Genomic DNA, 17,789 nt, shown 5'->3' on the forward strand with positions numbered 1-17,789 from the left:
TTCAGTGGTCTATGCGTGCCGTGTCGAAATGAAGCTCACGAAATACGACAACACATAATTAACCATGATCTACGGAAGAAGCCCTGTTTGGCAAGAGGGGATTTTCTTTAAATTGGGTTTAATCGAAAAAATAATTCAAACGCATAGGTTGAAATACTTCATTAATAAGCTAGCAAATAATTGAAATATCATTTTTACTTGACGGTTAAAGATGCCGGAAAGCGAAGTGTTTTTCGATATTTATTGTTCCGGTAACAGGTTTTGATCCTGTCATTTACGGGTGACTGGTATAAAAAGTCGTCAAATGAAAATGTGATTGCGGGGCAATGGATATGGCTCAACTGGTTCTGTCACGTAGGGCTTTTCTGGCGGGATCGACCGCTTTGGCCGCTGTCGCCGTCTGGCCGCAACGGTCGAATGCGGCTGGTGAAGCGCAGAAAGGTGGGCGGCTGGTTGTGGCCGCAGATTCAGAGCCACGTAATCTGAACCCGGCCATCGTGGCCTCCAATGGCGTTTTCTTTATCGCAAGCAAGGTGATCGAACCTCTGGCGGAAACGTCCTTCGAGGGCGAAAATGGTCTCGCGCCACGGCTTGCGACAGGCTGGGAAGGCTCCGCCGACGGGCTGACGGTGAGGTTCCGTCTGCGCGAAGGCGTTAAATGGCATGACGGCAAGCCGTTCACATCGGCGGATGTGGCATTTTCGGCCATGGAAGTCTGGAAACCGCTGCAAAACCTGGGCCGTGTTGTGTTCAAGGCGCTGGAAAAGGTTGAAACGCCAGACGACCTCACTGCCGTTTTCCATTTCTCCGAGCCGACGCCCTTCCAGCTTATCCGCAATGCCCTGCCGGCGCTGACGGCAGTGCTGCCGAAGCATGTCTTCGCGGGTAGTGACATCATGGCCAACCCGGCCAATGAAAAGCTCGTAGGCACCGGCCCGTTCAAATATGCCGAACATAAGACCGGCGAATATTACCGGCTGACGCGCAACGACGATTATTGGGGCAAGGGTGAGCCTTATCTGGACGAGATTGTCTATCGCGTGCTGCCGGATCGCGCCGCAGCGGCTGGCGCGCTGGAGGCCGAAGAAGTCGATCTGGCTGCTTTCTCCGCCGTGCCGCTCGCCGATCTGGACCGAATTTCGAAGGTTCCGGGCCTCACGGTCATCTCCAAGGGCTATGAAGCGCTGACCTACCAGCTCGTGGTGGAGATCAACCATCGCCGCAAGGAACTGGCGAACCTGAAGGTTCGGCAGGCAGTCGCCCATGCCATTGATCGCGATTTCGTGGTGAAGACAATTTTCCTCGGTTACGCCAAGACCTCGACCGGTCCTGTGCCGCGTTATGACAGCCAGTTCTATACCGATGACGTGCCGTCCTATCCGTTCGACGTCGCGAAAGCGAATGCGCTTCTGGACGAGGCTGGTTACGAGCGGGGCAAGGACGGAACGCGCTTCACGCTCAAGCTTCTTCCGGCGCCCTATTTCAACGAAACGAAACAGTTCGGTGATTATCTGCGGCAGGCGCTCGCTGCAGTCGGCATCGATGCGCGCATCGTCAACAACGATTCCGCCGCGCACCAGAAGGCAGTTTACACTGACCACGATTTTGATCTGGCCATTGCGCCGACGGTTTATCGTGGTGATCCGGCCATATCCACGACAATTCTGGTTGAGGGCGGTATCCCGGCAGGCGTGCCGTTTTCCAATCAGGGCGGCTATGCCAATGCTGAACTGGATGCGCTGATCGCCAAAGCCGCACGCGAAATCGATGAGAAAAAGCGCACGGCGCTCTATCATCAGTTCCAGCAGATGGTGGACGCAGATTTGCCGCTCATCAATGTTGCGGAATGGGGTTTCATCACCGTTGCTCGCGACCGCGTGAAGAATGTTTCCAGCAACCCGCGCTGGGCAGTTTCCAACTGGGCGGATACGTGGCTGGAACAGTGACGAACCTTTCCGATTGATTGTATCCTGCCATCGTGAAACAGATTCTGTCCCTTTTCCGCAAACGATTGGTCGGCAGCATTATGGTGCTGCTGATTGTCATTGTCGGCTGCTTTTTTATGTTGGAAAGCGCGCCGGGCGATGCCGTCGACGCTTATGCCGTAACATTCGGCGGTGATGCGGCAACGATTGCCGAAATGCGCGCGCGTTGGGGGCTGGATCAATCCATATGGTATCGGCTCGGGGCCTATCTGGCAGCCCTTGCACATGGTAATCTCGGCTGGTCCGTCAGTTTCAATCGACCCATTCTCGACGTTATACTGGAGCGCTTGCCCAACACGCTTCTTTTGATGGGCGCGGCGACTGCCTTGTCTTTTGCCGTGGGGTCGCTTCTTGGCATTGTGGCAGGGGCGAAGCCCGGAAGCTTTCGCGACCGGTTTCTCTCCGTGGCATCGCTGGTTCTTTATGCGATCCCCGGTTTCTGGCTGGCGCTCGTGCTGGTCATCCTGTTTTCAATCAGGCTGCGCTGGTTGCCGTCGAGCGGCATTGAAACGATTGCCTCCGGCAAGCACGGGTTGGCGCGGGCAGGCGACATTGCGCGTCATCTGGTGCTGCCGGTCGTGTCGCTGGCGGTGATTTATCTGGCGCTTTACCTGCGGGTCATGCGCGCCGCCATGGCCGACATGTGGCGCATGGATTTCGTGCGCGCCTTGCGGGCGAGGGGCATTTCGCATGCGCACATTGTCCTGCGCCACGTGGCGCGGAATGCATTGCTGCCGCTCGTTACCGTGCTGGGCTTGCAGGCCGCATCCATGCTCGGCGGCAGCGTGGTGATCGAAAGCGTTTTCGCCGTGCCGGGGCTGGGGCGGCTTGCACAGGAGGCCGTCGCAAGCCGCGATACGCCGCTTCTGCTCGGCGTCATTCTGGTCAGCGCCGTCATGGTGATCGTGGTCAATTTCCTTATCGACCTGATCTATCTCTGGCTTGATCCGCGTATTGCGACCGGGGGCGGCGGGGTATGAGCGGGGTGAAACGTTATTTCAGTACGGGTGAGGGTATAGCAGGTGCAATCCTGCTGGTGCTGCTCGTGCTGGCAGCACTTGCCGCTCCGCTACTCTTTCCCGCCGATCCTTTAAGCATTGTCTCAACGCCGCTGCTGCAACCCTTTGACAATACAGATTTTATTTTCGGAACTGACCGGCTGGGACGCAATGTTCTGGCCGAGCTTTTCTATGGTGCGCGCACATCGCTTGGCGTTGGGCTGGCTGCTGCCTTGGCCTCAATTATCCTTGGCAGCATCATCGGGACGCTGGCCGGTTTTGCGGGCGGTATCGTCGATGAAGTCCTGATGCGAATTACCGAAGCCTTCCAGACCGTACCGGGCTTTCTGCTGGCGCTGGCGCTGGTTAGCATTGCCGGGCCGACACTGCCGGTGCTGATTGCCGCGATTGCGCTTTCAAGCTGGACGCAGGCTGCGCGTCTCACACGCGGGCAGGTGCTCACAATCCGCGAAAGCGATTACGTGGCGTCGGCTCGCGTCATCGGCATGCATCCGATGGAAATCGCTTTCCGCCAGATACTGCCCAACGCCCTGCCGCCGGTTCTGGCGCTGGTGCCGGTGATCGTCGCTTCCGCCATATTGATTGAAGCGGCTCTGTCCTTTCTGGGGCTGGGCGATCCGAACCGCGTCACCTGGGGCGGTATGATCGCCGAGGGGCGTACGGTCCTGCGTTCCGCACCCTGGCTTTCGATCCTGCCGGGACTGGCGCTGGCATTGACTGTTGTGGGCGTATATCTGGCGGGCGAGGGACTGACGAACGCCTTGTCCCGGCGCGAGGTGCAGTCATGACGGTGATCGTCCGGCTGGAGCAGCTTTGCGTGCGCTATGGCCGTGAAATGGCGCTGGAGAATATCGATCTCGATGTCCGGCGCGGTGAAACGCTGGCGATCATTGGCGAAAGCGGCTCGGGCAAAAGCACGCTGGCACTGGCGCTGGCCTCGCTCCTGCCGGGCAATGCTCGCATTTCGGGCAATATGGAATGGGCAGATGGAAAGCCGCGACCGGGAAGCGATATAGGCTTCGTGTTTCAGGACCCGGCATCGAGCTTCGATCCGCTGATGACGGTCGGCGCGCAACTTGTCGAGACCATTCGCGCCCATGCGAAAATCGACAAAGCAGCAGCGAAAACCAAGGCAGTCAGCCTTTTACAGCGCGTTCACATTCCGCAACCCGAAGCAAGTTTTTCGCGCTATCCGCACCAGTTTTCGGGCGGGCAGAAACAGCGCATCGCAATTGCGCTCGCCATTGCTGCCGGTCCGCGCCTGCTGATTGCGGATGAGCCGACAAGCGCACTCGACACCATTGTGCAGAAGGAGATTGTCTCTCTTCTGCAGGAACTGGTGCGCGCAGACGGAATGACGCTGATCTTCATCACCCATGACATCGCACTGGCATCGGGACTGGCTGACCGCATCGCGGTTTTCCGGCGAGGTGAACTAGTGGAGTTTGGACCCGCTCGAACGATCATTTCAGACCCACAAACAGATTACACGAAAGCGCTGATCACCGCCGTGCCGGTGCTGGAGGCGGCCCATGGCTGATCCGCTTTTGAAGGCCGACAATCTCATTTTGCGCTATGGCGACGCCCTTGCGCTCGACGGTGTCAGCCTCACGATCCAGCCGGGCGAGACGTTGGCGCTGGTCGGTCCGTCTGGCAGCGGCAAGTCCACGCTGGCGCGGGCACTTTTGCGGCTTCACTCGCTTGCAGGCGGTACAATCCGTTTTGAGGGCGAGGACTGGCTGGCGCTCAAACGAGCCGTTCTCCGCAAGCAGCGTGCGCGCATGCAGATGGTGTTTCAGGACCCGCTCTCGGCCTTCAATCCACGTGCGAGCGTCTATGATCTCTTACGCGAACCGCTACGCATTCATGGGCTCAAGCGCGATATTGCCAGCCTTTTGCAAACGGTTGGGCTTGATCCGGCGCTGGCACGGCGCGGCGTCCATGAGATTTCCGGTGGGCAGCGCCAGCGCGTCGCGATTGCGCGGGCGCTTGCAACCGCTCCGTCGCTGATCGTACTGGACGAGGCGGTTTCGGCGCTCGATGTCACCGTGCGCGGCGCTATTCTCAACCTGCTGCGGGATATACAGAAAGCCGCACAGACGGCCTATCTTTTCATCACGCATGATCTCGCAGTGGCAGCGCAAATGGCGGATCGTATCGCGGTGATGGAGCGTGGGCGGATTGTCGAATGCCGCCCGACGCGGGAGCTGATAACGGCACCGCAAGCGCCTGTTACCAAAGCGCTCATCGAGGCTGTGCCGAGATTGATAGTTTAGGCTTTGCCAAGCTCGACGGAACGCTTGCGAGCCGCTTCCACCGCTTCAGCCACCAGCGTCTTGAGGCGGTCGCCGCCCATCAGAACTTCGAGCGCGGCAGCGGTGGTGCCGTTCGGGCTTGTCACCTGTTCGCGCAGCTTTGAAGGCGTGTCCGTGCTGGCATCGGCCAGCGCGCCTGCACCCATCACCGTCTGCATGGCCAGCAAAGCTGCCGTTTCCTGCGGCAGACCGGCGGTCACACCGGCATCGGTCAGCGCCTCGATGAAGTGGAACACATAGGCAGGCCCGGAACCCGAAACGGCGGTTACAACGTCCATCAGCGCTTCATCGTCCACACTTGCGACCTTGCCGGATGTCTCAAGCAGGCGGCCTACGAAGACTTCGTTCTCGTCGCTCACATTGGTGTTCTTGTAGGTGACGAGCATCCCCTTGCCGATGGCGGCAGGCGTGTTCGGCATACAGCGAAGCACGGCTGCATCGTGACCAAGCTTGCTTTCAAAAAGGGCGACCGGAATACCGGCTGCAACACTGACGAAAGTGGCAGCGGGTGCGAAGCGCTTATAGGCTGGCAGAACCTGTGCCATGACCTGCGGCTTGACCGCCACGAGAACCATGCGCGGCTTCAGATCGCCGGGCAGGGCTTCAGCATCGGCAAAGGCATGGACGCCAGCACCAGCGGCGCGATCGCGAAGCGCTTCGGTCGGCTCCACGACATAAACGTCTTTTGCCTTGAGGATACCGCTATCGAGCCAGCCTTTCAGCATGGCGAAGCCCATATTGCCGCAACCGACCAGAATTACCGTGTCATGCATATTGATTGTTCCACCTTTGGATTTCCTTTGGACATGGCCCGCGATGGTATAGCCCCGCCTTATTACACTCCGCAAGTATATGCGGCGTATCCACGAATTTCTGAGGTTAAATCATTGATCGCCCAAAATATATCGACCAATATGAACCAAAGTTGAGTGAAGCTTCGGAGGGGAAGAATGGATCCGGCTTTGACAACGGGTGTGCCGCCAGCCGAAGCCTTTGGCCATGTCCGCATCATCATAGGCATGATCCTCGGCCTGTGTGTTTCACGCCTTTTGACTGGATTGGCACGCTTTATCCAGCATCCCGGCAAGCAGAAAATTTACCCGGTCCATCTGGCTTGGGTGGGTTTCATCCTGCTTTCGGTGATCCATTTCTGGTGGTTCGAGTTCAACTTGCGAACCATTCCGCTCTGGACTTTCGAGAAGTATCTGTTCGTAATCTTTTATGCCGGATTGTATTTCCTGCTCTGCACGCTGCTCTTCCCCGACAGTATGGAAGAATATACCGGCTACCGCGATTACTTCATTTCCCGGCGCAAGTGGTTTTTCGGCATTCTGGCGCTGGTCTATGTGGCCGATTTCATCGATACGTTGTTGAAGGGAGCCGATCACTACCGACTCTATGGCACTGAATATCCGATTCAGGTTGCAGGCTTTATCCTGTTCAGTCTGATTGCGGTGTTCTGGGATAACCGGCGCTATCATGCGATTTTCGCCGCCGCCGCGCTGATTTACCAGATCACCTTCACACTGCGCCACTTCGCGACGTTGAGTTAGAGCATGTCTTTATCCCGCAACGATAGGATAAAGACATGCGTAGAAACAAAGAGATAGAGTATTTCCGATGGTGCAATCAAAACAGGAAATGCTCTAACGCTTTTCGGCATTGCGCCGGGTTTCCGCGTCCACGATTTCGCGGAACTGGCGTAGCAGCGGGTGGCGCGCCGTCTGCTTGACGCCGTAGTCGAGATTGAATGCATAATCAAAATCCGGCGGATTGAGCCCGATATTATGCTGCATCATGGTTTCGAGCTTGTCGAAGCCCTTGGCAAAAATAGCTTCCGTCGATTTGCCTTCGCTGTAATCCGCCCACAGCTCCATGATTTCTGCGCGCAGATCGTCCGGCAGCGGGGCACACAGCGTCATGAGGTCCGCTTTTTCGCGCTCGGCTCGCCCGTCATCGGCAGATTGGTGGATTGCGGGCACATCGCCGGAAATCGCCTCGCCCAGATCGTGGACGATGCACATCTTGATGAGTTTCAGCCGGTCGCAATCGCCCAGCTCACGGTGGAACAGCGTAACCAGAAGGCATAGCCGCCAGCTATGTTCGGCTGTGCTTTCCGGTCGGCCCTGTGAGGTATGACCGGATCGCAAAGTGCTTTTCAGCCGCTCTGCATTCTGGATAAACTGGATTATGCCACTCAGCCGCTCTGGATCGATCGGGTATTCCGTTTCGGTGCTCACAACGGCCTCCTGATTTATCTGTATGAATCAATACATATAATTGCAATTTTAACGATTTATTTGCCATGATGAATACTAATCTGGATTAATAGCCACGGGTGAAAAACGGGACGGAGCGATGGTGGAAAGGGACGGAGAAAGGAGACGTGCTGCTGCGCGCCCACTTCTGGCCTATGCGCCGGAATTCCTTGTGCCTGTGCCATCCGCTCGCGCGACCGAAGACAATGACGAAGAGCGCGAACATCAAAGGCGCCGCGAGGAGTTGCTCCGCCGCAAACAGGATTTGTTAGACGCTGAAGCGAGCGAGCGAGTTGATCCGAAGGCGGATATGCAGGGCCGGATGAATGCCGTGCGGGAGGCGCTGCAAGCCAATCTCGACGGTGCACCGATCAAGACGCAACCCGCGCCAGCTGCCCCCACATCAACCATCGTCCCGAAACTTGAAAAGCCGCTACAATTGCCACGCCGCAGGCGTCGCTGGGGGCTTCTGGCGGGTTTCACAATGCTGGGCGGAATTATCGGAACCGCATATGCTGTTCTGGAGCCGCCCCAATATAGCGCGACAGCATCCTTGCAGGTTTTCCCGCCGGAGCGGCGGAGTGAAATTGCCTCGAATGCTGTGCTTGAGCGCGCCGCACAGATGGCGCGCATTGAACGTGCAGCCGATCTCGGCGCCCCTTCATTTCTGGAGGAATTGCACTTTCGCTTGACCCTATTGTTGCCCGAAGACCAGCAATCTCCGGCCCTGGACGGACACAAAAAGATGTCGGGTGCGCAATTGCTGCGCCAGCGTCTTGATTTTACACAGGCACTCGACAGCGGCACGGTCAATGTCGAGGCTATGGCTGACAGGCCAGAAATGGCAGCACTTTTGGCCAATGCCGTTGTGCAGGCATTTCGCGATCATCTGCAGGGTGGCGCGGAACTGAATGGGTCTGATGGTGATCTTCCGGCGCGCCTGCAAAGTCTGGAGGCGGATGCCGAAGCGGCGCAGCAGGCGGCAACTGCTTTTCGCGTCAGTCGGGATTTTGGCGACGACGACAACAAGGCCGCACTTCAACGTGAATTCGCCGACAGCAAGGCCGAGACAGCGCGCATCGCAGCGGAGGCCAACAGCCTGAACGGCGCGACTGCGGAGAGCCTCGCCGGTAAGGGCGTGCCTGAAACCATGCGATCTGGAGCGTTGGGTGTTCTGGTGGAACGTTATCGCGCTGCAGGGCAGGGGGCTGACGCGAACCAGATCGAAGCGGAAATCGACAAGGAGATTTCCAGCCAGCGTAGTGTGTTACAGGCCGATCTTAAGAATGCAGTCGAACGCGAGCAAAAGGCAGCAGCTGCCATTGCCGGTTTCGGCTCGACGCCTGCCACGGACGAAGACAAAGCACGCCTGCAGATGCTGGAACGCGATGCGGCGGCAAAGCAGGCGCTGTTTGAAGATTTGCAGATGCGTGCGGCACGGGGCGAACCTGCCTCGGCGGGGTCTGCTGCGACAGTGCGGATCGTTACGCCAGCGATGGCGGAACCGAGCCCGCGCACTCTCTCTCCACAAGGGATTATCGCCCTTGGATTGCTGGGCGGGTTTTTGCTTGGCCTTCTTGCGATGATGCTGGCCGGTCGCAAGCCCCGATCGTCGGTCAGAAGCGAAGTCGAGCCGGACGAGGTTCTGGAACCCTATGGCGAAACCCGGCTTGCTGCCGTTATCCGCGAAGCCAATGCGCGCTGGGAAGCCGAGAATGAAGGCACCAACAGCACCACGGAAAATGCCGCCCTCGGTCGTGCCATCGATGATGTGCGCTCATCCCGTGTTGCAAAGTCCTGACCGGTTCTCGCAGGACTTTCCGTTCTGAAACTTCATAAAATCCTGCATTGTCGCGCATTCGCCAATTGTCATCGGGCATCATGACGCTTATGGGCATGTGTACGAAAAAGATGTCGTGTATCTCCCAGACACTTAAGCCCGATATCACAAAAGAACGGAGCGCTCGCTATGGCTCAATTGATTGATGGCAAGAAGCTCGCCGAGGATGTGGTTTCCACGGTGAAGACCGAAACCGAAAAGCTCGTGGCCGCAACCGGCATCGTGCCCGGCATTGCGGTGGTGATTGTCGGTGAAGACCCGGCAAGTCAGGTCTATGTCGCTTCCAAGAGCAAGAAGGCCAAGGAATGCGGTTTCCACTCGGTGCAGCACGATCTGCCGGAAACGGCGTCGGAGCAGGAGCTTCTCGACCTGATCGAAAGCTTGAACAACGATCCCGCCATTCATGGCATTCTGGTGCAGTTGCCGCTGCCGAAGCACATCGACTCAGGCCGGGTGATCCAGACCATTTCGCCCGACAAGGATGTCGATGGCTTTCACTTTATCAATGTCGGCAAGCTTGGCACCGGCGAAGTTGAAACGGCTTTCGTTCCCTGCACGCCCGCGGGCGCGATGATCATGATTGAGCGCATCCATGGCCGTGATCTTTCGGGTCTCAATGCCGTGGTAATCGGTCGCTCCAACATTGTTGGCAAGCCGATGTTCAATCTTCTGCTCGCTGCCAATGCAACCGTTACGGTTGCGCACAGCCGCACGAAAGATCTGCCCGCGATTGCCCGCACGGCGGATATTCTGGTGGCGGCGGTCGGACGCCCGCAAATGGTCAAGGGCGATTGGGTCAAGCCGGGCGCAACGGTGATCGACGTCGGTATCAATCGCATTCCGGCACCGGAACGGGGCGAAGGCAGGACACGGCTGGTCGGCGATGTCGATTTCGTGGAAGCCGAAAAAGTTGCCGGAGCGATCACGCCAGTTCCAGGTGGCGTCGGTCCGATGACCATCGCCATGCTGATGGCCAACACGCTGACTGCGGCCTGCCGCACTGCTGGCGTGAAAAAGCCAGTTTTTTGACACAATTGAACCGCGCTTTTCGCGCGGTTTTATTCCGGTTTTGATGGTTTGAGAGGCAAAACAGCTGAAATCGCTGTTTTGCCTTAATTTCATTCGGACTGTTTTCAGAACACCGAAGCGCCTTCGTCGGCCCGTCCGGCGATTTGGCGGAAAGCGCGGAACAATTCACGTCCCATGCCATGTTCGTTGCCTGAAAGATCGGGACGGTCTTCGCCACGATCATTCAGCAAGGCCACATTGACCAGAACTTCCAGAGTGCCATTCACGGCATCCAGACGAATGACATCGCCGTCGCGGATTTTTCCGATGGCGCCGCCATCGAGAGCTTCCGGCGTGACGTGGATAGCGGAGGGCACCTTGCCTGATGCACCGGACAGGCGACCGTCGGTAACAAGAGCAACACGCTGGCCGCGATCCTGCAGAATGCCCAGAACCGTCATCAGCTTGTGCAGCTCGGGCATACCATTGGCTTTCGGCCCCTGATAGCGAACCACCGCGATGAAATCACCGGTCAGCTCGCCAGCCTTGAACGCGGCCTGCATTTCTGCCTGATCGTTGAAGACCTTGGCGGGCGCTTCGATGACCTGACGCTCCGGCTTCACGGCGGAAACCTTGATGATCGCATTGCCGATATTGCCGGTCAGAACCTTGAGGCCGCCGGTCGGCTGGAATGGCGCATGGATCTTGGCCAGAACCTTGTCGTCGCCGCTTTTCTCCGGCACCGGCTCACGCACGACTGTACCGTCAGCACCCAGCTTCGGTTCGATCGCGTAAGGACGCAGACCTTCGCCGAACACGGTGCGCACATCCTCATGCAGGATGCCGCCATCGAGCAGTTCGCGGATCAGGAAGCCCATGCCGCCAGCGGCATGGAAATGGTTCACATCGGCAAGGCCATTCGGATAGACGCGTGCCAGAAGCGGAACCACATCCGAAATCTCGGAAATATCGTGCCATGTCAGCTTGATACCGGCCGCAGCTGCCATGGCGATCAGGTGGATGGTATGGTTGGTCGAACCGCCGGTCGCATTCAGACCGATGACGCCATTGACGAAGGAACGCTCGTCCAGCATCTCGCCGACTGGCGTATATTCATTGCCGCAGGCAGTGATCGCCAGCGCGCGCTTGGCAGCCTCGCGGGTCAAGGCGTCGCGGAGCGGCGTGCCCGGATTGATGAAGGATGCGCCCGGCAGATGCAGGCCCATGATTTCCATCAGCATCTGGTTGGAATTGGCCGTGCCGTAGAAAGTGCAGGTGCCGGGACCGTGATAGGACTTCGATTCCGATTCCAGAAGCTCGGCACGCCCGACCTTGCCTTCGGCATAGAGCTGGCGGGTCTTGGCCTTTTCATCGTTCGGCAGGCCGCTGGTCATCGGACCGGCAGGCACGAACACGGCAGGCAGGTGGCCGAAGGTCAGCGCACCAATGATGAGACCGGGCACGATCTTGTCGCAGACACCGAGATAGACGGCCGCATCGAACATATCGTGCGACAGGCCGACGGCGGTTGCCATCGCAATCACTTCGCGGGAGAACAGCGAGAGTTCCATGCCCGCAAAACCCTGCGTAACCCCATCACACATGGCAGGCACGCCGCCAGCAACCTGCGCCACGCCACCCGCTTCACGTGCAGCCTGCTTGATGAGCTGCGGGAAGGTTTCGAATGGCTGATGCGCCGACAGCATGTCGTTATAGGCCGTGATGATGCCGAGGTTCGGAATCTCGTCGCCGATCAGCGCCGCCTTGTCGTGCGGGCCGCAGGCGGCGAAACCATGCGCGAGATTGGCACAGCCCAGCACGGCGCGTTTTGGCTTGTTGGATGAAGCCTCTCGCACACGGCCAAGATAGGCTTCGCGTGTCGGCTTGGACCGTTCGCGAATGCGCGCGGTGATTTCCTGAATGCGTTTATGTGCCGTCTCGGTGGGCATGGGTATCACCTGTGCCAATCTGGCTTGAATCGAATTTAACTTGTCCAGTAGAGCTGGATTGGTGTGCGCGCATGATGGAAGACAGCCCGCACGGGCATTTCATTCTCGTCATCGCCGGAAAGCGCCTTTTCCAGCGTTGCCTGCTTGGCAGCGCCTTCGATATGCAGAACCAGCATGTCGGCTTCGGCAATGATGGGAAGGGTCAGGGTCAGACGTTTTTCGCCAGCACCTTCGGCATGGATCGGCAGCACAAGCGCCCTTGTTTCCGGGTTGATCGCCTGATCAAGCCGGTCGGCACCGGGAAAGAAGGAGGCGGTATGACCATCATTGCCCATGCCAAGCACCACCACGTCGAAAGGACGACGCAACGCATCAATGCGGCTGGCGGCAGCAAGCGCCGCCGTTTCGGCCGTCGCCGCCGGATTGTAAAGGCCGACGAATTTGGCCACGCCCGCATGATCGCGCAAAAGATGCTCGCGCACCAGCTTTTCGTTGGAACGGTCGCTATCGACGGGGACGAAACGCTCATCCACAAGGGTGATCGTGACGAGGTTCCAGTCGATCATCTTGCGGGAGAGCACTTCGAACAGCTTGAGCGGCGTGGTGCCGCCAGAGACGGCCAAGGTGGCCTGTCCCCGTTCAGCGATGGCGGCATTCAGCTTGTTCGCAATGGCTTCCGACAATGCCTGCGCCAGTTCCGTTCCGCTGGTAAAATCGTGCCGTTCAATGCTCATTCCATACCTTTCCAAAGCAGAAACCAGAGCGGTTTCAATCAGATAAAATCGTGAAGCCGCTCTATCTCTTTGTTTTGACGCGCATCTTTTCCGAAAACCGTTTCACACTTTTCGGGATGCGCTCTAGAGGCTTTCGTGCCATGTGCGTCCGTCACGCTCAATGAGCGCGATGGACGATGACGGTCCCCAAGTTCCTGCTGTGTAGCCCTGCACAGGCTGGCTGTTCAATTCCCACCCCTGAAGGATAGGGTCGACCCAGCGCCATGCCGCCTCAACTTCGTCGCGCCGCATGAAAAGGGTCTGGTTGCCGCGAACGACATCCATGATGAGACGTTCATAGGCATCCGGATTGCGCTCGCTGAAAGATTCGGCAAAGCTCATATCCAGCGGCACGTGACGCAGGCGCATACCGCCCGGACCCGGATCCTTGATCATCATCCACTGCTTCACGCCTTCATCCGGTTGCAGGCGGATGACAAGCTGGTTGGCGATGACCTTGCCAGCACTTTCGCCGAAGATGGAGTGCGGGATCGGCTTGAACGTGACGACGATTTCCGAAACGCGCGTGGCAAGCCGCTTGCCGGTGCGCAGATAGAACGGCACGCCAGCCCAGCGCCAGTTGGCGATTTCAGCTTTCAGCGCCACAAAGGTTTCGGTGTTGCTGGTGTTGTTTTCGAGGTCTTCCAGATAGCCCTTGACCGGACCGCCTGCGGATGCGCCCGCACGATATTGGCCGCGAACGGTCAAGTCTTCGACATTTGCATTGGTAATCGGCTGAAGGGACCGCAGAACCTTGACCTTTTCGTCATGGACGGCATCGGCCTCCAGCGAGGATGGCGGTTCCATGGCCACAAGGCAGAGCAGCTGAAGAATGTGGTTCTGCACCATGTCGCGCAGCGCGCCTGCCGTGTCGTAATAACCGGCGCGGCCCTCAAGGCCGACAGATTCGGCAACCGTGATCTGCACATGGTCGATATGGGCAGAGTTCCACAACGGCTCATAAAGCGCATTGGCAAAGCGCAGCGCCATCAGGTTCTGCACGGTTTCCTTGCCGAGATAGTGGTCAATGCGGAAAATCTGATCTTCGCGGAAAACGCTGCCCAGCGTATCATTGAGCGCCATGGCGGATTCCAGGTCGCGACCGATCGGCTTTTCCACGATGATGCGTGTATCGCGGGTAATCAGGCCATGCGCCTTGAGGCGCGTGGCGATATCACCGAAGAGCGTGGGGCTGACGGCGAGATAGAAAGCGCGAATCTTTTCCGGCTTCTTGCCGATCAGCGTCTTGAGCGCATCCCAGCCCTCTTCGGACTTGGCATCGACCGCCACATAGCTGAGACGGGCGAGAAACTTGTCGACTTCCTTCTCGTCGACTTCCGAAGCCTTCACATGCTCGTGGATGGCATCGCGTGCGAACTGCCGATATTCCTCATCGGTCATGGCACTGCGCGATGCGCCGATGATGCGCGTTGGGTCGGTGAGCTGGCCTGCACGCTGACGCTGATACAGTGCCGGAATGAGCTTGCGTTCGGCAAGATCGCCGGAACCGCCGAACACGATGCAGTCGAAAGGCTCTACCGGAATTGTCTGGCTGGTCATCTATCGCTCTCTTCTCTTCTTGCGCAAATCAGTCTGCCTGTGGGCAGCATGCGATTTTCAAGCTGCCCTTGTCTATTATCTAATCGATTTAAATTCAACAGTCGCAATGCTGCAATCGCACGAAATTGAAGGCGCCCTGCCATAATTGACGGATTAACGGGTTGTGCATACATGACATGTTCATTTTGGTTCAGGCTCTTTACGCCATATTGAAACAAATAATCTGGATTCAAGTGATTGCACTTTACTGGAAATGCTCAAAAGGAGAATGACATGAAGAGGCTGCAGGATAAGGTCGCAATCATCACCGGTGCCGGCTCGGGCTTCGGTTCAGGCATGGCGCGCCGATTTGCAGCCGAAGGTGCAAAGGTCGTTCTCGCCGATGTGAACGTGAAGCGTGTCGAGGATGAGCTTGCCGATATCGGCAAGAACGCTCTTTCCGTGCAGGCCGATGTCTCGCGCAAGGACGACATGGAGCGCGTGGCGCGCACAGCCTTCGAAACGTTCGGCCGCATCGACATCATGATCAACAATGCCGGTTTTACGCATCGCAACATGCCGCTGACCGAAGTGACGGAGGACAGTTTCGACCTGATCGCGTCCGTGAATATGAAGGCGCTTTATTATTCGACGCAGATCGTTGTACCGATCATGGAGCATCAGGGCGGAGGCGTCATCATCAACACGGCTTCGGCAACCGCGCTGCGTCCGCGCAAGGGTCTCGTCTGGTACAGCGCGTCCAAGGGCTGGATCATCAGCGCGACCAAGGCGATGGCGCTGGAACTCGCGGACAAGAATATCCGCGTGAACTGCATCTGCCCGGCCGAAAGCGACGGTGAGGCACTGAAACTGTTTCTGGAGGAGGACACGCCGGAGGCTCGTGCAGCACTCAAGGCCACCATTCCCCTCAATCGGTTTTCGACGCCGGAGGATGTGGCCGAAGCTGCACTCTGGCTGGCCTCGGACGCCGCCTCCATGGTGACGGGTACGGCACTTAATATCGACGGTGGTTACTCAATCTAGCCATCGGCTTCGGCAAGGAAGTCATCAAAAATGGCTTCCAGCCGCCTGTGCCGTTCGGCGGCCATGAGCTTTCCGGTTTCCGTCTTGAAACCGGAGGCGAGGCCGAACAGTTTGGTGCGGAAATGGTCGAGCGCGAAAAGTTTGTCGTCCAGCGGGCGGTTTTCGGCGTGTGGATCGCGCCAGTCGTAAAGCGCACTGCCCATGCGGCCCGCAATGTAGAAACACCGGGCAGCTCCAATCACGCCAATGGCATCAAGCCGGTCCGCATCCTGCAGGATTTTCGCTTCCATCGTGACAGGCTCGATATTGGCTGAAAAGCTGTGCGCCTCGATGGCATGGGCGGCGAGGTCGATGCGAGCGTCATTCCAGCCGAGGTTCCGCAGCAAGGTTATTGCCTTTTCTGCCGCCAGACGCGAGGCGCGATTTCTGTCGGGCGAATTCTTCTCCACGCTCACGCAGTCATGCAGCAGGGCTGCGGCGCAAAGCACTTCGGCATCGCCGCCTTCCTGACGCTGGATCGCAGCGGCATTTTTCCAAACACGGGCAAGGTGGGACAGGTCATGTGACCCGTCCTCGCCGTGTTCGAGCGCATGAGGCAGCAGCCTTTCGGCAAGCGTTGCGAAAGGCGCGAAGATATGTGCTGTCATTCTGATTCTGCCGTGGGTTTTGCGGATTCGGGAGATGGCCGAAATTATCGGTTCTTGCGCAGGACGGTCCAGTTATAAAATGCGCCGAGAGCCATAATCAGGCATGTGCCGAGAAAAACGGAACGCATGCCGAAGTGACCGCCGACGAAACCGCCAGCAACGGGGCCAGCAACCTGCCCGACATATTGGGCCGAGACGGAATAGCCCAGAATGCCGCCCGCTACGCGGTCGGGCACATTGTGCCGGATGACGCTGGTGATGCAGGGCAGCAATCCGCCCAGCGCCAGCCCCATCAGAAAACGCAGGCCGATCAGCTGCCAGGCTTCCGTCACGAAAGCCTGCGGGATCAGAAGCAGCGCGGAAACTGACAGTGCCCCGATGATGACGCGGGTGTGGCCAATGCGGTCGGCAAGGCGCCCCAGTCGCGAGGACGACATGATGCTGCCGAGGGCTGCAGCAGCCATCACCACGCCGGAAATCAGTGTCACTTTCGTCTGATCGTCCATCAGTTGGATCACATAGACGGTGATGATCGGCTCAATCGACATATTGGCAAAAAGCAGCAGCATACCCGTCACCAGCATGGCGATAACCGGTTTCCTGTCAGGAATGGCAGCCCAGATGGATTCCGCCTTCTGCTCTTTGGTCGGCTTCGGTGGCTTGCGCTCTTCGCGGATCAGAAAGGTGGTGGCCAGAAAGGTGAGAAAGATCACGCCACCAGCTAGCCAGAAGGTTGCGCGAATGCCGATCAGCGGCGGCAAAGCGCCGCCGAGCAGCGGGCCGGCCAGATTGCCCGCCATGATGCCAGCCGAAAGCGCGCCCAGCGCCCAACCGGTCTTTTCTTTTGGCGTCTGGGTAGCGACGAGGATCATCGAGCCGGACGAATAGCCGCCTGCGATGCCCACGAACAGGCGCAGCGCCACCAGCTGCCAGACACTCGTCACCATGCCGATCAGCGACATGGCGATGGCCATGCCGAGGCTGGCGCGGATCAGCATCAGCTTACGTCCATAGCGGTCGCCGAGCCTGCCCCACAGCGGCGCGACGAAGGCTGCTGCCAGAAAGGTGGCGCCGTAAGCGATACCTGACCACTGCACGATTGCCGCGTGATCGGTGACGCCCAATTGTTCCACATAGAGCGGCAGGAAGGGGAGGAGGAGCGACATGGCAATGAGCGTCGTGAACGAACCGATGAGGCAGATCAGCAGATTCTGCTTCCAGTAGCGCTCGTGATTATCTTCGACGGCCATATTTTCCTGGCGGGCTGCAGCGACGGTTTCGTCGCTTGCAGCGGCTTGGGCGGTGCTCATGTCATGTCTCGCGATTGCAATGTATTCCATTTTGGGATACCAAAACGGTATGCATGAATGCGCCTGTTGATGAGGCTTGTCAATTGCAGCGCTGCCTTAGAG

Annotated in this window: 16 protein-coding genes; 9 read left to right on the plus strand and 7 right to left on the minus strand. The window is 58.2% G+C overall.

The annotated features are described in order from the left end of the window. Positions 1-332 precede the first annotated feature (332 nt). The 5 genes from KWJ32_RS01040 to KWJ32_RS01060 are packed head-to-tail and all read left to right on the plus strand — an operon-like array spanning position 333 to position 5,280. On the plus strand, positions 333-1,946 hold the full coding sequence (locus KWJ32_RS01040) for an ABC transporter substrate-binding protein (protein WP_012093308.1): 1,614 nt from the start codon (positions 333-335) through the stop codon (positions 1,944-1,946). Between the two features lie 17 nt (positions 1,947-1,963). Beyond that, positions 1,964-2,965: an ABC transporter permease gene (locus tag KWJ32_RS01045; protein WP_012093307.1), complete on the plus strand. Its 1,002-nt coding sequence runs from the start codon at positions 1,964-1,966 to the stop codon at positions 2,963-2,965. Then, positions 2,962-3,792, plus strand: a complete 831-nt coding sequence (locus KWJ32_RS01050; RefSeq protein WP_012093306.1) for an ABC transporter permease — start codon at positions 2,962-2,964, stop codon at positions 3,790-3,792. Before KWJ32_RS01045 ends, KWJ32_RS01050 begins: the two co-directional genes overlap by 4 nt. Continuing rightward, complete coding sequence (locus KWJ32_RS01055) at positions 3,789-4,544, plus strand: ABC transporter ATP-binding protein (RefSeq protein WP_012093305.1); 756 nt, start codon at positions 3,789-3,791, stop codon at positions 4,542-4,544. Before KWJ32_RS01050 ends, KWJ32_RS01055 begins: the two co-directional genes overlap by 4 nt. Continuing rightward, positions 4,537-5,280 carry an ATP-binding cassette domain-containing protein gene (locus KWJ32_RS01060; RefSeq protein ID WP_151609408.1) on the plus strand — a complete coding sequence of 248 codons (744 nt, stop codon included), beginning with the start codon at positions 4,537-4,539 and terminating at the stop codon, positions 5,278-5,280. Before KWJ32_RS01055 ends, KWJ32_RS01060 begins: the two co-directional genes overlap by 8 nt. Here KWJ32_RS01060 and proC read toward each other — a convergent pair. After that, entirely contained in the window at positions 5,277-6,092 is an 816-nt protein-coding gene (proC, locus tag KWJ32_RS01065) for a pyrroline-5-carboxylate reductase (RefSeq protein ID WP_040128629.1), read from the minus strand. The two genes, KWJ32_RS01060 and proC, sit on opposite strands and share 4 nt — an antisense overlap. Before the next feature lie 177 nt (positions 6,093-6,269). Here proC and KWJ32_RS01070 point away from each other — a divergent pair, with 177 nt between their 5' ends. Further along, positions 6,270-6,872 carry a hypothetical protein gene (locus KWJ32_RS01070; protein ID WP_094515604.1) on the plus strand — a complete coding sequence of 201 codons (603 nt, stop codon included), beginning with the start codon at positions 6,270-6,272 and terminating at the stop codon, positions 6,870-6,872. A gap of 93 nt (positions 6,873-6,965) precedes the next feature. Here KWJ32_RS01070 and KWJ32_RS01075 read toward each other — a convergent pair whose 3' ends face one another. After that, complete coding sequence (locus KWJ32_RS01075) at positions 6,966-7,559, minus strand: HD domain-containing protein (RefSeq protein WP_012093302.1); 594 nt, start codon at positions 7,557-7,559, stop codon at positions 6,966-6,968. Positions 7,560-7,677: 118 nt separating this feature from the next. Between KWJ32_RS01075 and KWJ32_RS01080 the strand changes: the two genes are divergently transcribed. Continuing rightward, a complete protein-coding gene (locus KWJ32_RS01080; protein ID WP_151609410.1) occupies positions 7,678-9,378 on the plus strand; it encodes a GNVR domain-containing protein in 1,701 nt (566 codons plus the stop codon). A gap of 168 nt (positions 9,379-9,546) precedes the next feature. Further along, positions 9,547-10,446, plus strand: coding sequence for a bifunctional methylenetetrahydrofolate dehydrogenase/methenyltetrahydrofolate cyclohydrolase FolD (folD, locus tag KWJ32_RS01085; protein ID WP_012093300.1), 900 nt, complete (start codon positions 9,547-9,549; stop codon positions 10,444-10,446). A 104-nt stretch (positions 10,447-10,550) separates the two neighbouring features. Here the strand turns inward: folD and edd are convergent, their stop codons facing one another. From edd to zwf, 3 genes are all read right to left on the minus strand, one after another. Continuing rightward, the gene (gene edd / locus KWJ32_RS01090; protein ID WP_036587560.1) at positions 10,551-12,374 is read right to left on the minus strand and encodes a phosphogluconate dehydratase; all 1,824 of its coding nucleotides are present in this window, start codon (positions 12,372-12,374) and stop codon (positions 10,551-10,553) included. Between the two features lie 35 nt (positions 12,375-12,409). Next, entirely contained in the window at positions 12,410-13,108 is a 699-nt protein-coding gene (gene pgl, locus KWJ32_RS01095; protein WP_012093298.1) for a 6-phosphogluconolactonase, read from the minus strand. A gap of 123 nt (positions 13,109-13,231) precedes the next feature. Next, positions 13,232-14,707 carry a glucose-6-phosphate dehydrogenase gene (gene zwf, locus KWJ32_RS01100; RefSeq protein ID WP_012093297.1) on the minus strand — a complete coding sequence of 492 codons (1,476 nt, stop codon included), beginning with the start codon at positions 14,705-14,707 and terminating at the stop codon, positions 13,232-13,234. 273 nt (positions 14,708-14,980) lie between these two features. On the opposite strand from zwf, the gene KWJ32_RS01105 reads away from it, so the two are divergent. Continuing rightward, entirely contained in the window at positions 14,981-15,730 is a 750-nt protein-coding gene (locus tag KWJ32_RS01105) for an SDR family oxidoreductase (RefSeq protein WP_010659142.1), read from the plus strand. On the opposite strand, the gene KWJ32_RS01110 is transcribed toward KWJ32_RS01105, so the two are convergent. Further along, complete coding sequence (locus KWJ32_RS01110) at positions 15,727-16,377, minus strand: HD domain-containing protein (protein WP_012093296.1); 651 nt, start codon at positions 16,375-16,377, stop codon at positions 15,727-15,729. The genes KWJ32_RS01105 and KWJ32_RS01110 overlap by 4 nt on opposite strands. Positions 16,378-16,421: 44 nt before the next feature. Further along, a complete protein-coding gene (locus KWJ32_RS01115; protein ID WP_040128633.1) occupies positions 16,422-17,687 on the minus strand; it encodes a multidrug efflux MFS transporter in 1,266 nt (421 codons plus the stop codon). Positions 17,688-17,789 lie beyond the last annotated feature (102 nt).

Source organism: Ochrobactrum sp. BTU2 (genome assembly GCF_024539785.1).
Lineage (GTDB): Bacteria > Pseudomonadota > Alphaproteobacteria > Rhizobiales > Rhizobiaceae > Brucella > Brucella anthropi.

Bases quoted from the DNA above. Each gene is read 5' to 3' on its own strand.
- KWJ32_RS01040 (WP_012093308.1), top strand. From the start codon at position 333: ATGGCTCAACTGGTTCTGTCACGTAGGGCTTTTCTGGCGGGATCGACC.
- KWJ32_RS01050 (WP_012093306.1), top strand. From the start codon at position 2,962: ATGAGCGGGGTGAAACGTTATTTCAGTACGGGTGAGGGTATAGCAGGT.
- KWJ32_RS01055 (WP_012093305.1), top strand. From the start codon at position 3,789: ATGACGGTGATCGTCCGGCTGGAGCAGCTTTGCGTGCGCTATGGCCGT.
- KWJ32_RS01060 (WP_151609408.1), top strand. From the start codon at position 4,537: ATGGCTGATCCGCTTTTGAAGGCCGACAATCTCATTTTGCGCTATGGC.
- proC (WP_040128629.1), bottom strand. From the start codon at position 6,092: ATGCATGACACGGTAATTCTGGTCGGTTGCGGCAATATGGGCTTCGCC.
- KWJ32_RS01070 (WP_094515604.1), top strand. From the start codon at position 6,270: ATGGATCCGGCTTTGACAACGGGTGTGCCGCCAGCCGAAGCCTTTGGC.
- KWJ32_RS01080 (WP_151609410.1), top strand. From the start codon at position 7,678: ATGGTGGAAAGGGACGGAGAAAGGAGACGTGCTGCTGCGCGCCCACTT.
- folD (WP_012093300.1), top strand. From the start codon at position 9,547: ATGGCTCAATTGATTGATGGCAAGAAGCTCGCCGAGGATGTGGTTTCC.
- edd (WP_036587560.1), bottom strand. From the start codon at position 12,374: ATGCCCACCGAGACGGCACATAAACGCATTCAGGAAATCACCGCGCGC.
- pgl (WP_012093298.1), bottom strand. From the start codon at position 13,108: ATGAGCATTGAACGGCACGATTTTACCAGCGGAACGGAACTGGCGCAG.
- zwf (WP_012093297.1), bottom strand. From the start codon at position 14,707: ATGACCAGCCAGACAATTCCGGTAGAGCCTTTCGACTGCATCGTGTTC.
- KWJ32_RS01105 (WP_010659142.1), top strand. From the start codon at position 14,981: ATGAAGAGGCTGCAGGATAAGGTCGCAATCATCACCGGTGCCGGCTCG.
- KWJ32_RS01110 (WP_012093296.1), bottom strand. From the start codon at position 16,377: ATGACAGCACATATCTTCGCGCCTTTCGCAACGCTTGCCGAAAGGCTG.
- KWJ32_RS01115 (WP_040128633.1), bottom strand. From the start codon at position 17,687: ATGAGCACCGCCCAAGCCGCTGCAAGCGACGAAACCGTCGCTGCAGCC.